The organism is bacterium, assembly GCA_021372775.1.
Taxonomy (GTDB): domain Bacteria; phylum Acidobacteriota; class Polarisedimenticolia; order J045; family J045; genus JAJFTU01.
In genome coordinates, this window is sequence record JAJFTU010000430.1 from 1 (window position 1) to 14,211 (window position 14,211).

At 71.7% G+C, this 14,211-nt stretch carries 13 protein-coding genes; 5 read left to right on the plus strand and 8 right to left on the minus strand.

The annotated features are described in order from the left end of the window. The coding region (locus tag LLG88_14830) for a M28 family metallopeptidase (protein MCE5248180.1) at positions 1-240 on the plus strand (240 nt) is incomplete at its 5' end. A gap of 10 nt (positions 241-250) precedes the next feature. On the opposite strand, the gene LLG88_14835 is transcribed toward LLG88_14830, so the two are convergent. The 7 genes from LLG88_14835 to LLG88_14865 form a co-directional block, all read right to left on the minus strand. Further along, positions 251-1,048 (minus strand): TatD family hydrolase, encoded by a 798-nt coding sequence (locus tag LLG88_14835; GenBank protein MCE5248181.1) that lies wholly within the window; start codon positions 1,046-1,048, stop codon positions 251-253. A 64-nt stretch (positions 1,049-1,112) separates the two neighbouring features. Then, positions 1,113-2,309 (minus strand): alanyl-tRNA editing protein, encoded by a 1,197-nt coding sequence (locus LLG88_14840; GenBank protein MCE5248182.1) that lies wholly within the window; start codon positions 2,307-2,309, stop codon positions 1,113-1,115. 7 nt (positions 2,310-2,316) lie between these two features. Then, positions 2,317-3,315: an aldo/keto reductase gene (locus LLG88_14845; GenBank protein MCE5248183.1), complete on the minus strand. Its 999-nt coding sequence runs from the start codon at positions 3,313-3,315 to the stop codon at positions 2,317-2,319. A gap of 79 nt (positions 3,316-3,394) precedes the next feature. Beyond that, positions 3,395-4,411: a deoxyhypusine synthase family protein gene (locus LLG88_14850; protein ID MCE5248184.1), complete on the minus strand. Its 1,017-nt coding sequence runs from the start codon at positions 4,409-4,411 to the stop codon at positions 3,395-3,397. Positions 4,412-4,579: 168 nt separating this feature from the next. After that, positions 4,580-5,809: an ABC transporter permease gene (locus LLG88_14855; protein MCE5248185.1), complete on the minus strand. Its 1,230-nt coding sequence runs from the start codon at positions 5,807-5,809 to the stop codon at positions 4,580-4,582. After that, on the minus strand, positions 5,806-6,555 hold the full coding sequence (locus LLG88_14860; GenBank protein ID MCE5248186.1) for an ABC transporter ATP-binding protein: 750 nt from the start codon (positions 6,553-6,555) through the stop codon (positions 5,806-5,808). The genes LLG88_14855 and LLG88_14860 overlap by 4 nt, the downstream gene beginning before the upstream one ends. After that, positions 6,552-7,838, minus strand: coding sequence for an efflux RND transporter periplasmic adaptor subunit (locus LLG88_14865; protein MCE5248187.1), 1,287 nt, complete (start codon positions 7,836-7,838; stop codon positions 6,552-6,554). The genes LLG88_14860 and LLG88_14865 overlap by 4 nt, the downstream gene beginning before the upstream one ends. Before the next feature lie 159 nt (positions 7,839-7,997). On the opposite strand from LLG88_14865, the gene LLG88_14870 reads away from it, so the two are divergent. The 4 genes from LLG88_14870 (at position 7,998) to LLG88_14885 (ending at position 13,696) form a co-directional block, all read left to right on the plus strand. Continuing rightward, on the plus strand, positions 7,998-8,609 hold the full coding sequence (locus LLG88_14870; protein MCE5248188.1) for a DedA family protein: 612 nt from the start codon (positions 7,998-8,000) through the stop codon (positions 8,607-8,609). Positions 8,610-8,619: 10 nt separating this feature from the next. Continuing rightward, positions 8,620-9,774 (plus strand): pyridoxal phosphate-dependent aminotransferase, encoded by a 1,155-nt coding sequence (locus LLG88_14875; GenBank protein ID MCE5248189.1) that lies wholly within the window; start codon positions 8,620-8,622, stop codon positions 9,772-9,774. Positions 9,775-9,990: 216 nt separating this feature from the next. Then, positions 9,991-11,496: an insulinase family protein gene (locus LLG88_14880; protein MCE5248190.1), complete on the plus strand. Its 1,506-nt coding sequence runs from the start codon at positions 9,991-9,993 to the stop codon at positions 11,494-11,496. A 19-nt stretch (positions 11,497-11,515) separates the two neighbouring features. Next, positions 11,516-13,696, plus strand: coding sequence for an insulinase family protein (locus tag LLG88_14885; GenBank protein ID MCE5248191.1), 2,181 nt, complete (start codon positions 11,516-11,518; stop codon positions 13,694-13,696). Positions 13,697-13,833: 137 nt separating this feature from the next. On the opposite strand, the gene LLG88_14890 is transcribed toward LLG88_14885, so the two are convergent. Further along, positions 13,834-14,211, minus strand: a 378-nt coding sequence (locus tag LLG88_14890; GenBank protein ID MCE5248192.1) for a hypothetical protein, incomplete at its 5' end; no start/stop codon positions are given.

Here is a 14,211-nt window from a genome sequence, read left to right on the forward strand (position 1 = left end):
GGCTCGCCGCTCGAACTCAAGTCGGGCCGCAGCTCGGGCGAGCCGCGCGCCGACCACGGGCCGTTCCAGGCCGCGGGGATTCCCGCCGTCTCGCTCTTCGGCATGGGCGGGGCGCACCACGGCTACCACACGAACGAGGACACGATCTTCTTCATCACGCCGAAGACGATGGAGGCGATCGGCCGCGTCGCGCTCGAGGCGGCGGCGAACCTCGCCGACGCGCCGCCCGCCGCGCGCTGACCGCGCCGGATCAGCGGCGCGCGGAGAGGCCGAAGAGGCGGTCGGCGTTCGCGGTCGCCGCGGCGCGGAGCTCGTCCTCGTCGACGCAGCGGATCCGCGCGACGAACGCCGCGGTCACGGCGACGTGGGCCGGCTCGGCGCGCCGGCCGCGGTGCGGAACCGGCGCGAGGTACGGCGCGTCGGTCTCGACCAGCAGCGCGTCGAGCGGCTGCCGCAGCGCGGCGTCGCGCACGGCGCCGGCCTTGGGGAACGTCGCGAGTCCGCTGAACGAGGCGAGGAAGCCGAGCTCGAGCGCCTCCTTGGCGAACGCCGCGTCCTCGCTGAAGCAGTGGATCACGCCGCCGACGTCGCGCGCCCCCTCCTCGCGCAGGATCCGCAGCGTGAGCTCCGGCGCGAGCCGCGTGTGGACGACGATCGGCTTCTTCGCCGCGCGGGCCAGCGCCACCTGCCGCCGGAACGCCTCCTCCTGCGCCGGGCGGGGGGAGAGGTCGTAGTGGAAGTCGAGCCCGATCTCGCCGACGGCGACGACCTCGGGGCGCGCGGCGAGCGCGGCGATCTCGTCGAGCCGCGCCTCGTCGGCGAAGCGCGCGTCGTGCGGATGAATCCCGACGGTCGGGAAGACGAAGCCGGGGTGCGCGGCGGCGAGGTCGAGCGCGGTCCGCGGGCCCTTGCCCGCGGCCTGTCCCGAGCCGACGACGACGAGCGCGACGAGGCCGGCGGCGCGCGCCCGCTCGAGGACCGCGTCGCGGTCCTCGTCGAACGCTTCGACGTCGACGTGGCAGTGGGAGTCTACGAGAGGCGAGGGCAAGGTCGGCTCCGAGGACGGCCCCGCGGCGCGCGGCGCGGCGCGCGCCCCGATGCCGTCGGCGCGGTCAGGGACGGCTCTTGAACGAGCGGAGGAGGATCTCGGCCGCGGCGTCGCGGCGCGAGAGGGCCGAGGCCTTCCCCTGGAACATCCGCCCCGAGCCGCCGCCGCGTCCGCCGAGCGTCTCCGCCACGGCGCGCGCCGCGGACGGCGCGTCGAGCGGGGCCCGCTCGCCGAAGGCCAGCGAGAAGACGCCGGCCTCGCCGGCGCCGGCGGTGAGCAGCGCGACCTTCGTCGGCGCAAGCGGCGCGAACTCCTTCGCCACCCGCTGGAGGAAGGCGCCGTCGCGGTCCGGCCAGTGGCGCGCCGCGACCGGGCTCTCGCCGGACGAGAGCTCGCGCGCCGCGGCGCCGGCGAGCTCCTCCTCGAGCGCCTTCGCCCGCCGCAGCGCGTCCTTGAGCTGCTCGAGCTTGGCCCCGGCCGCGTCGGCGAGTTCTTCGTCGGGGGCGCCGAGGATCTGGCGCAGCGCGCCGGCGAGCGCCTCCCGCTCGGCGAGGCGCGTCCTGGCGCGCCGGCCGGCGACGAAGTGCAGCCGCGTGCCGCCGCGCATCGGCTCGACGCCGAGCAGCTTGATCGTCTCGATTTCGGCGGTGGAGCGGAGATGGGTCCCGCCGCAGGTGTTGAGGTCGATCCCCTCGATCTCGACGAGCCGCACGTCCCCCGAGAACCCCTCGGGCAGGCCGCGCGTGCGGACTTCCATCGTCGCGAACTCGGCGGGGGAGACGCGGCGCGCCGCGACCGGCAGCGCGGCGCGGATCGCCGCGGCGCAGGTCTCCTCGAGGTCGTCGAGCGCCTCGCGCGGAAGGAGCGGCGCGTCGAGCTCGACGTCCGCGTCGCGCTCGCCGAGATGGAACGCGGTCGTCGGCCAGCCGAACTGGTCCTGGGCGATCGCCGTCAGCAGGTGCTGCGCGGTGTGCTGCTGCATGTGCTCGTAGCGGCGGTCCCAGTCCAGCTCCAGCTTCGTCGGCCCGGTCTCGACGGGGGCCGCGAGGAAGACGCGGATCCGGCCGCCGACGCGGCGCACGTCGACCACCGCCGCGTCGCCGAGGCGGCCGCGGTCGGCCGGCTGGCCGCCCCCTTCGGGGTAGAGGATCGAGTCGTCGAGCACGGCGAACGGCCGTCCTTGATCGACGCCGACGTCGCGCACGTAGACGTCCATCTCGGTCAGATACGGGTCGCGCTCGTAGGCCGGAATGTTGGGCATCGTCTCCTCACCAGGAACGGAAGTCGTATTCGGGCGCCGGGCGGTCGTCGAGGATCCGCTCGATCCGCTCCATCGTCGCCGCGTCGAGGCGCGCCGCGACCTCGCCGGCCTGCATATTCTCGCCGACCTGCTCCGGACGCGAGGCCCCGGTGATCACGCTGCTCACGCGCGGGTTCTTGAGGCACCAGGCCAGCGCCAACTGCGCGGTGGTGCAGCCCAACTCGCCGGCCAGCTCGCCGAGGCGGCGGACCTTGGCGATCCGCTCCTGCGCCTCCGACCCGGCGAACCGCTCCCTCATCCACTCGTAGCCGGCGAGCGCGGCGCGCGCGCCTTCGGGGACGCCGTCGTTGTACTTGCCGGAAAGCAGCCCGCCGGCGAGCGGGCTCCAGACGGTGGCGCCGAGGCCGACCGAGCGGTAGAGCGGCGCGTACTCCGCCTCCACGCGCTCGCGGTGGAACATGTTGTACTGCGGCTGCTCCATCGTCGGCGGGACGAGCCGCTCGCGGCGCGCGACGGCGTGCGCCTCCATGATCTGCGCCGCGCTCCACTCGCTCGTGCCCCAGTAGAAGGCGAGTCCGCGCTCCACGAGGTGCGACATCGCGCGGACCGTCTCCTCGATCGGCGTGTGCAGGTCGGGGCGGTGGCAGAAGATCAGGTCGACGTACTTGAGGCGCAGGCGGTCGAGCGAGGCCAGCGTTCCCTCGACGACGTGCTTGCGCGAGAGGCCGACGTCGTTCGGCCCCTTGCCGCCCCAGAAGATCTTCGTCGAGACGACGACGTCGGAGCGTTTCCAGCCGTGCCGCTCGATCGCGCGGCCCATGATCTCCTCCGCGCGGCCGCCGGCGTAGACCTCGGCGTTGTCGAAAAGGTTGGCCCCGCGGCGGAACGCCTCGGCCATCGCGGCCGCGGCGAGATCCTCGTCCATCTGGTCGCCGAACGTGACCCAGGAGCCGAAGGAGAGCGCGGAGACCTTCAGGCCCGAACGGCCCAAGGCGCGGTATTCCATGGTTCCTCCGTCGCCTCCGCGGACCGCCGCCTCCGCGCCGGGCGCGGCCGCGGGGCGGACCCGCGGCCGCGCGGCGCGCTCACTGCAGTCCGAGGCGCTGGAAGAGGGCGGTCGCCATCAGCGGCAGGGCGATCGTCGCGTCGCACGCGACCGACATCTCCACCGCCCCCGTCTCGTACTTGCCCCAGCTCTTCGACTCCGAGATCGTGCAGCCGGAGAGGCCGCCCCACTCCGGGCGGTCGGTCGTGATCCGCACGCCGTAGTGGTACCCCTCGGCCTCGATCGCGTCGTCGCGGAGCTTGAACTTGAGGTACGGATAGACCTGCTGGGCCCAGTTGCGCGGCACGCCGCCGCCGACCGTCACCAGCCCGGCGCGCGTCCGGCCGCGGACCATCTCGGCGAAGGCGCGGACGTCGGCCAGCGTGTCGAAGACGACGCGGCCGGGAAGGCCGTGCGAGTCGCGCTGGTTGCCGGCGACGATCGTCAGGCCCAGTTCGCTGTCGGAGATCGCGGGGATGAAGATCGTCACGCCGTGGCGCGCGGCGGCGGTCAGGACGCCGTGCCCCTTGAGGCGCGAGCCGATCTGGCGGCAGAAGTCGGCGGTCGTGACGATCAGCGCGTCGCCGGCCTTCTGGTATTCAAGCGTGGGGAGGATCGCCGACAGCGCGTCCTCGGCGGCGGTGAAGCCTTCCTCGGGCAGGTAGGTGTCGTAGATGCGGTTGATCGCCTCGTCGCGCAGCACGCCGTCGTCGGCGTACTCGCTGCCGACGTAGTGCGCCTGGTGCTCCTGCGCGGCGATGTTGCAGAGGTCGTGCGACATCGCGGCGCCGGTGGGAACGATCACGTCCACGAGGCCGGCCTCGATCAGCCGGATCACGATCTGCCCCATCCCGGCGGGGATCATCGCCCCGGCGAGGGAGATCACGCGGAGGCAGTCCTTGTCGCGGCACATCCGCTCCCACACGTCGAGCACGCGCGACAGGGCGCGCCCCTGGAAGGAGCAGTTTCCGAGCTGCGCCAGGACGTCGTCGGCGGTCTTGGCGGTCTTGGGGTCGAACGGAACGATCTTCTGGCTGAGGAGTTCGCGGCGGTCCATCGCGGTCGGCCTTCGGCGGGGGAACGCCCCCGCGGGAGAGTGGTGCGGTTCGTGGTTGCGGTCGGCGTCCTCGGCGGGCGCGGCGAGCAGAGAATATACCCGCGCCCCGCCCGGGTACGAGAAAGGCCGCCCGGAGGCGGCCTTTCCCCGGCGGCGCGGCGCGCGCCGTCACTCGTAGCGCAGCGCCTCGATCGGGTCGAGCTGGCTCGCCTTGCGGGCCGGATAGAAGCCGAAGAAGACGCCGACGAGGGCGGAGAAGAAGAAGGCGACGAGGATCGGCGTCGTGCCGATCGACACGGGCCAGCCCTGCAGCTTCGACAGGATCTTGCTCGCGCCGATCCCGAGGGCGACGCCGATCGCGCCGCCGACGGCGGAGAGGATCACCGCCTCCAGCAGGAACTGCGCGAGGACGTGGTGGGCCTTGGCCCCGATCGCCAGGCGGATGCCGATCTCGCGCGTCCGCTCGGTGACCGAGACGAGCATGATGTTCATGATCCCGATGCCGCCGACGAGGAGCGAGATCGCGGCGACCGAGCCGAGCAGCATCGAGAAGGTCTTCGTGCTCTGCGCGGCCATGCTCATGATCTCTTCCTGGGAGCGCATCATGAAGTCGCTGTCCTGCCCGGGCTGGATGCGGTGGCGCTGGCGCAGCAGGGCGTCGATCTCGCGCTGCGCCTGGTCCACCGCGTCGCCGGAGACGGCGCCGACGAGGATCATGTCCAGCCGCGGCCGGCCGGAGAGACGCTTCATCACCGTGGTGTAGGGGGCGATGATCGTGTCGTCCTGGTCCTGCCCCATCGTGCTGCCGCCCTTCTTCTCCAGCACGCCGACGACGCGGACCGGCACGTTCTTGATCCGGATCGTCTGCCCGACCGCCCCGCCGGCGGGGAAGAGCTTCTCGGAGACGGTGGCGCCGAGGACGACGACCTTCGTCGCCGACTTGACGTCGGAATCGGTGAAGAACGCCCCCTCGGAGACGTTCCAGGCGCGGATGAACGTCCAGTCGACGCTGCCGCCCTGGACGGAGGTGCTCCAGTTGAGCTCCCCGGCGACGACCTGCCCGCTGGTGCGGGTGGCGGGGGAGACGTAGGCGACCGAAGGGCACTCGGTCTTCAGCGCCGCGGCGTCGTCCTCGGTCAGCGTCGAGTTGCCGGTGAACAGGCGGGCCCCGGACTGCGTCACCGCGCCGGGGAAGATCATGATGAAGTTGCTGCCGAGCGACGAGATCTGCGACTGCACGGCCTGCGAGGCCCCGTTGGCCACGGCGACCATCGCGATCACGCAGGCGACGCCGATCACGATCCCGAGGACGGTCAGCGCCGAGCGCATCTTGTTGCGCAGGATCGCCTTGAGCCCGACCTTGAGGATGCTCGCGGCGCGGAGCAAGCTGATTCTCATCGCGCCTCCTCTTCCACGTCCGTTCCCTGCAGGGTGGCGCGCTTTCTGTTCTTGACCGGCGCGTCGGAGACGATGCGGCCGTCGCGGAAGGTGACGACCCGCTTGGCGTGCTCGGCGATGTCCGGCTCGTGGGTGATCACGATCACGGTCTTCCCGTCGTCGTTCAGCCGCTGGAAGATCGCCATCACCTCGATCGACGTCTTGGTGTCGAGGTTCCCCGTCGGCTCGTCGGCGAGGAGGATCGGCGCCTCGGTGATCAGCGCGCGGGCGATCGCCACGCGCTGCTGCTGGCCGCCGGAGAGCTGCGAGGAGTTGTGCTTCTCGCGGCCGGTCAGCCCGACCTTGGCCAGCATCGACATCGCCTTCTCGGCCCGCTCGTGCGGCCCGTACCCCTGCCGGCCGTAGATCAGCGGCAGCTCGACGTTCTCGAGCGCGGAGGTGCGGGAGAGCAGGTTGAAGTTCTGGAAGACGAAGCCGATGCGGGCGTTGCGGATCTCCGCCCGCTCGTCGGCGTTCATCCGCGCCACGTCGTCGCCGCCGAGGAAATAGTGTCCGCTCGTCGGCCGGTCGAGGCAGCCGAGGATGTTCATCAGCGTCGACTTGCCGCTGCCCGAGGGCCCCATCACGGCGACGAACTCGCCTTCGTCGATCTTCAGGTCGATGCCGTCGAGCGCGCGCACTTCGACGTCCCCGGTCGCGTAGACCTTGACCAGGTCGCGCAGCTCGACGAGGCCCTGCGGGTTCAAAAGCGCATCCCCATCGGCCGGCCTTCCTGTCCGGCGCGCGTCGTCGGCAGACCGGTGACGACCAGGTCGCCTTCGTTGAGGTCGCCGTCCGCGACGACGGTGTAGCGGCCGTCGGTCACGCCGGTGTGGATCGAGACCGGGCGGAGCTGCCCGTTCGCGCCGAGGACGTAGACCGTCTGCTCCGCGCGCTTGCGGCGCTGCCCGCCGGCCGCCTCGCCGCGCCGCTCGCCGCCGTTGCCGTCGCCGTTGCGGCGGCGCGCCTGCTGGCCTTCGGACCGGCCTCCGGCCTGACCGCCGCCGGCGGTCGCCGCCGGCGCCGAGGCGGCCGCCTGCTTGGCGGCGGCGCTCCCCTCGGGGGCGTCCTGGGGGCGGAAGCGGAGCGCGGCGTTCGGCACGCGCAGCGCGTCCTGCACCTTGGCCACCTCGATCGTCACGTCGGCCGTCATCTTCGGCCGCAGCCGCTCCTCGGGATTCGGCACGAGGAGGATCACGGGGTAGGTGACGACGTTCTGGGAGACCGTGGCGTTGAGCCGGATTTCCTTGATCGTGCCGGAGAAGTCGCGCCCGGGGTAGGCGTCCACGGTGAACTTCGCCGGCTGCCCCATCTTGACCCGGCCGATGTCCGACTGATCGACGTCGGCCTGCACCTGCATCTGCGTCAGGTCCTGGGCGATCGTGAAGAGGGTCGGCGCCTGGAACGAGGCGGCGACCGTCTGGCCGACGTCGTACTGGCGGTCGACGACGACGCCGTCCACGGGGGAGACGATCTTGGTGTACTCGAGGTTGGTCTGCGCCTGGACCAGCGCGGCCTTCGACTGCGCCACCTGCGCCTGCGACGCCTCGTAGGCGGCCTTGGCGGCGTCGTAGTCGGCCTGCGCGTTGAGGCCGGCCGCGAGGAGCCGCTTCTGGCGCTCGTAGGTGACGCCGTTGTTCCTCATCTGGACTTCGGCCTGCAGCAGGTCGGCCTTGCGCTGCGACACCGCGGCGGCGAAGTTGGTCGGATCGAGCTCCGCCAGCAGCTGCCCCTTGGAGACGCGGCTGTTGAAGTCCGCGTGCAGCTTGGCGATGATCCCCGAGACTTGGCTGCCGACCTGGACCGTGGTCACGGCGGAGAGGGTGCCGGTCGCGGTGACGGTCGCCGTGACGTCCCCCTTGCCGATCGGCTCGGTGCGGTACTGCGGCAGTTCCGAGGGGCGCTTGGCGAGGTACAGCCCGTACCCGGCGCCGACGAGGACGGCCGCGACCGCGGCCCAGATGATCGTCTTCTTCACCATCCGCTTCATTCCAAACTCCCCTTCATGGCCGCGGACGCACCCCGGCCCGCCCGCGGGCGCGGTCGTCGCGCCGCGGGCACAATGGAGACGCTCAAACTATAGAAGCGGTCCCCTCGGGCCACCAAACGTTTGAAGCGGGGGGCGCGAACGGTCGCGGGAGGGTTCCGAATGGTCGTGTGGCTGCTGGGCGTGGTCGAGGCGGCGATGGACGCGCTGGGGTATCTGGGACTCGCCTTCTTCATGGCGCTGGAGAGCATGGTCGCCCCCGTCCCCTCGGAGGCGGTGATGCCGCTGGCCGGCTTCCTCGTCCAGAGCGGGAAGATGACCTGGACCGGGGCGATCGCCGCGTCGTCGGTCGGCACGCTGCTCGGCTCGCTGGTCGGCTACGCGATGGGGCGGTACGGCGGCTACCCGTTCGTCCTCCGCTGGGGGAAGTACCTCCTGCTCAACAAGGGGCACCTCGACCTCACGGCCCGCTGGTTCGACCGGCGCGGAGGGGCGACCGTCTTCGTCTGCCGCTTCATCCCGGTCGTGCGGCACTTCATCTCCATCCCGGCCGGCGTGGCCCGGATGCCGTTGGGACGCTTCGCCGCCTTCACGCTCGTCGGCGGGACGATCTGGAACTCGATCCTGCTGGTCGCCGGGTACTTCCTCAAGGACCGCTGGAAGACGATCGTCCACTACTCCCACCTGATCGACTACGTCTTCGTCGCCGCGGTCGTCGTCTTCGCCGTCTTCTGGGTGCGGAAGCAGCTGCGCCGCCGCGTCGGCACGGCCTGAGGCGGCCGCGATGCCCGAACGCTCGCGCCGGCTGGGGGAGATGGAGCAGTCGGAGATCCGCTGGATGACGCGGGAGTGCGCCCGCGTCTCGGGGATCAACCTCGGCCAGGGGGTCTGCGACACGCCGACGCCGCCGTTCGTCGCCGAGGCGGCGCGGGCGGCGATCGCCGCCGGGCGTTGCCAGTACTCGCTGCCCGAAGGGATCCGCGAGCTGCGGGAGGCGATCGCCGCCGACCTCGCGCGGCGCGAGGGGATCGAGGCCGATCCGGAGCGGGAGATCGTCGTCTGCGCCGGGGCGAGCGGCGCCTACGCCGGGGTCGTCTTCGGCTTGCTCGACCCGGGGGACGGCGTCCTGCTCCCCGAGCCGTTCTACGGCTACCACCGCCACGAGGCGGAGCTGGCCGGCCTGGAAGTGCAGCCGGTGCGGACCGCCGCCCCGCGCTTCGCGCTGGAGGAGGAGGCGCTGCGCGCCGCCCTGCGCCCGAACAGCCGCGCGGTCGTGCTCTGCACGCCGGCCAACCCGTCGGGGCACATGCTCGGCGCGCCGGAGCTCGCCGCGGTCGCGGCGGTCGCGCGCGAGCGGGACCTGCTGGTCGTCACCGACGAGATCTACCAGCACTTCGTCTACGACGGCCGCCGCCACCTCGCGCCGGCCGCGTTCGAGGACCTCGCGGCGCGGACCGTCTCGATCCGCGGCTTCTCCAAGGTCTTCAGCGTCACCGGCTGGCGCCTCGGCTACGCCTTCGCGCCGGAGCCGCTGGCGCGGCCGATCGTCGCGGTCAACGACGTCTACTTCGTCTGCGCCCCGACGCCGCTGCAGTACGGCGCGGCCGCGGGGCTCGCCCAAGGGGACGCGCACTACGCGGCGCTGGCGCGCGACCACCAGCGCCGCCGCGACGCTCTCTGCGCGGCGCTGCGCGAGGCGGGCGCCGCGCCGGTCGCGCCGGACGGCGCCTACTACGTCCTCGCCGACGTCTCGGCGTGGGGGAAGGGAACCGCCCGCGTCGCGGCGCTCGATCTGCTCGAGCGGGCCGGCGTGGCCTCGATTCCGGGCACGGCCTTCTGGTTCGGCGCCGAAGGGGAACGCTGGCTCCGCTTCTGTTTCGGCAAGAAGGACGAGGTCGTGGACGAGGCCTGCCGGCGGATCGCGTCGTATCGACCCTGAGCGTCGGCGGAAGGTCGTCGGGGCGTCGTCGTCCGCCGGTCGCCGTCGTCCGCCGGGCGACGGCGCCCGTCGCGCGGCGAAGGCCGCCGCGCATGCGTGGCTCCGAACGGTAGCCGGGAAGGGCCGAACGGTCGTCCGCGGCCGTTCGATCGGCTCGTTTCGGTTATCCTGATCCGTCCCGCCGCGAGGCGGGGTTCGTCTTCGAGGAGGCAGGGCATGAAGAACGTGAGATGGGCCGTCCTGGCGGCGGTCTGCGCCGCGGCGTTGGCCGCGGGGCCGGCGCGGGCGGAGGGGTTCAAGGACCTCGAGAAGAAGGTCGTCGACAAGACGCTGCCGAACGGTCTGCGGGTGCTGATGCTCCCGCGGCCCGGCGCGCCGGTGACGTCCTTCGTGATGTACGCCGACGTCGGCGGCGTGGACGAGAACCAGAACGCCACCGGCTTGGCGCACATCTTCGAGCACATGGCGTTCAAGGGCACGACGACGATCGGCGGCAAGGACTACGCCAAGGAAGCCGTCGCCCTGAAGAAGGTCGAGGACGCGTTCCTCGCGCTCCGCGCCGAGCGGAACCGCCGGCCGAAGCCGGACGAGGCGAAGCTCAAGGAGCTGGAGACCGCGTTCGCCAAGGCGCAGGACGACGCCCAGCAGTACGTGATCCCGAACGAGTTCGGCGAGGTGCTGGAGAAGAACGGCGCCGAGGGGCTGAACGCCTTCACGTCGTTCGACCAGACGGCCTACCACTACTCGCTGCCGTCGAACCGGCTCGAGCTGTGGGCCGCCCTCGAGGCGGACCGCTTCACGCACCCCGTGCTGCGCGAGTTCTACAAGGAAAAGAACGTGATCATGGAGGAGAAGCGGATGGGCGAGAGCCAGCCGACCCGCCGCCTCCTCGACGACTTCATGGCCGTCGCCTACAAGGCCAGCATGTACCGCTCGTTCGTCATCGGGCACATGAGCGACCTCGAGGCGATCTCCCGCACCGAGGCCGAGGCGTGGTTCAACAAGTACTACCGCGCCAGGAACCTCACCGCCGTGATCGTCGGCGACGTCGATCCGGCGACGGCGATGCCGATCCTCGAGAAGCGCCTCGGCCAGATCCCGGCCGGGACCAAGCCCGGTCCGGTGACGACCAAGGAACCGCCGCAGCGGGCCGAGAAGCGGATCGTCATGGAAGACCCGTCGCAGCCGTTCGTCTTCGTGGCCTACCACAAGCCGGACGTCAACGACCCGGACGACGCCGTCTACGAGGGGCTTTCGGACATCCTCGCCGGCGGGCGCAGCTCGCGGCTCTACAAGTCGATGGTCAAGGAAAAGCAGATCGCCCTGGCCGTCGGCGCGATCACGCAGCTCGGCCAGAAGTACCCCGGCCTGATGCTGTTCTACGTCGTTCCGAACAAGGGCAAGACCAACGCCGAGTGCGAGCAGGCGCTCTACGCCGAGCTGGAGAAGATCGGGAAGGAGCCGGTGACGGCCGAGGAGCTGGCGGGGTTCAAGACGCGCTCCAAGGCGCAGTTCGTGGACGGCCTCGACTCGAACATGGGGCTGGCGATGCAGCTGGCCTTCGCGCAGAACCTCCGCGGGGACTGGCGGGAGCTGTTCTCGACGCTCGACCGGATCGACAAGGTCACGGCCGACGACATCCAGCGCGTGGCCCGGAAGACGTTCGTCAAGTCGAACCGCACGGTCGGCCTGATCGAGAACGTCGCCAAGGACGCCCGCTAGGGCCGGGGAGATGACGACGATGAAGCGCTTCTTCGCGAAGTTTGCCGCGTTCGCGCCGCTGGTGATCGGCGCGGCGCTCGGCGCGGCCGCGGCGGCCGCGCCGCAGAAGGCCGCCGCCCCCGCGGCGCCGGCCGCCCCGGCCGCTCCCCACAAGACGTGGGTGGACGACCTGAAGTACCCGCCGCTGAACCCGATCGAGAATCCCGACGTCGTGCGCGCGACGCTCCCGAACGGCATGAAGCTGCTGCTGATCGAGGACCACGAGCTGCCGCACGTCGGCTTCCGGATGATGATCCACGGCGGCCGCCTGGCCGCTCCGGCCGACAAGCCGGCGCTGGCCGAGCTGGCCGGCGAGACGCTCCGCACCGGCGGCGCGGGCCGGTTGACGGGCGACGCGCTCGACGAAAAGCTCGAGCGGATCGGCGCGTCGATCGAAAGCTCCGTCGGCGCCGACTCGGCCTCGGTCGAGGGGGCGACGCTCACCGAGAACCTCGACGAAGTCCTCGCCCTCTTCGCCGACGTGGCGATGCGCCCGGCCTTCGCGCAGGACAAGATCGACCTGGCGAAGACCCACATGCGCAGCGGGATCTCCCGCCGCAACGACGAGGTCAACGGCCTCGCGCGGCGCGAGTTCCAGAAGCTCCTCTTCGGCGCGCATTCCCCGTACGTCGGGCAGTACGAGTACGCCGACGTCGACGCGGTCGGCCGCGAGGATCTCGTCGCCTACCACGCCAAGGTCTTCCGCCCGGACGAGGCGATCTTCGCCGCGTGGGGCGACTTCAAGGCCGCCGAGATGAAGGAGAAGGTCGCCAAGCTGTTCGCCGGCTGGAAGGGGCAGGGCCCCGCGCCGGTCTACAAGGCGCCGGCGACCACCGAACCGGCCCCGTCGGTCAACTACGTCGAGAAGAAGGACGTCCAGCAGACGTTCATCCTCGCCGGCCACGTCGGGATGCGCTACGACGATCCCGACTACCCCGCGACGCAGGTCCTCTCCGAGATCCTCGGCGGCGGCTTCAGCTCGCGCCTCTTCGTCAACGTGCGCACGCTGAAGGGCCTGGCCTACGGCGCCGGCGGCTGGATGGCCCCGGCCTACGACCATCCGGGCATCTTCGTCTTCTACACCTCGACCAAGATGAACACGACGGCCGAGGCGCTGGCCACGGTGCTCGACGAGATCAAGAAGATCCGCGAGGCGCCGGTGTCCGACGTCGAGCTCAAGCGGGCGAAGGACGGCTTCCTCAACTCCTACGTCTTCGAGTACGACAGCCGGTCGAAGATCGTCAACCGGCTCGTCACCTACGAGTTCTACGGCTACCCGGCCGACTTCAACGTCCGGCTGAAGAACGCGATCGAGAAGGTCACCAAGGAAGACGTCCTCCGCGTGGCCAAGACGCGTCTCCTGCCGGAGAAGCTGCTGATCCTCGCCGCCGGCAACGCCGAGCAGTTCGACAAGCCGCTCTCGACCTTCGGCAAGGTCAACACGATCGACGTCACGATCCCCGAGCCGAAGGCCGCCGAGGTGATCCCGCCGGCCACGCCGGAGTCGCTCGCCGAAGGGCTGCGGCTGATGAAGTTCGCCGCGCAGGCGAAGGGCGCGGGGCTCGCCGCCGTCAAAGACATCGTCGCCGAAGGGACGCTGACGATGCAGACCCCGATGGGGGCGATGGACCTGAAGGCGAAGCAGCTGTTCGTCCTGCCCGACAAGTACCGCATGGAACTGACGACGCCGATGGGCGCGATCGTGATGGTCGTGTCCGGCCAGGCCGGGTTCCAGCAGGCCGGCGGCCAGACGATGGACCTGCCGGCGAGCGCGGTGGCCGAGATGGCCGGCGGCCTGCCGACCGAGTTCGGCGCGCTGCTCCTCGTCCGCGACGCGGCGGACGGCAAGATCCAGGCGCAGGCGCTCGGCCCGGCGAAGTTCGAGGACCAGGACGCCGAGCAGGTGCTCGTGACGCTGAACGGCAAGCCGATGCGTCTCTTCGTCGCCAAGGACGGCAAGCTCCTCGGCACGAAGCATCAGGGGAAGACGCAGGAAGGCCCGGCGGAACTGGTCGAGGTCTTCGGCGCGCCGACGACCGACGGCGGCGTCGCCGTGCCGACGGAAGGCCGGCAGACCGCCAACGGCAAGCCGGCCTCGTCGTACAAGCTGACGACCGTCAAGGTCAACGGCGGCGTCGATCCGAAGCTCTTCGCCAAGTGACCGAGGGCGGGGGCGCGACGCGCTCCCGTCCGCTTTTCCGAACGACGAAAGGGCGCGCCCGCGGGCGCGCCCTTTTCTTTGCGGCGGGCGGTCCGCGGTCTCTCCGCGTCGCTTCGCCTCGGCGGCGCGCCGCCGCGTCAGCCGATCACGAGCGCGACGCGGCCGTCGATCGGCGGCGCGCCGAGCGCGCGGAGCCCGGCGACCGCCGCGGCGTCGGCGCCGCGGGGCGCGCGGAAGAGGCGCGTCTCGCGCCCGCCGGCGACGTCGAAGGCGAGGGCCGGCGCGCCGCCGCCGAACTGCGCGACGAACCAGTCGGCGTCGAGCCCCGAGTACGCCTCGCCCGCGCGCAGCAGGAAGACCCACTCCGTCGGCGCGAGCGCGAGCGCGGCGGCGAACGCCTCGTCGTCGGTCGCCGTCGCGGGCACGGCGGCCAGCGAGACCCGCGCGCCGTGCGCGGCGAGCGCGGCCGCGGCGGCCTCGGCCCGGCGGCGCGCGTCTTCGTCGGCGCCGCGCAG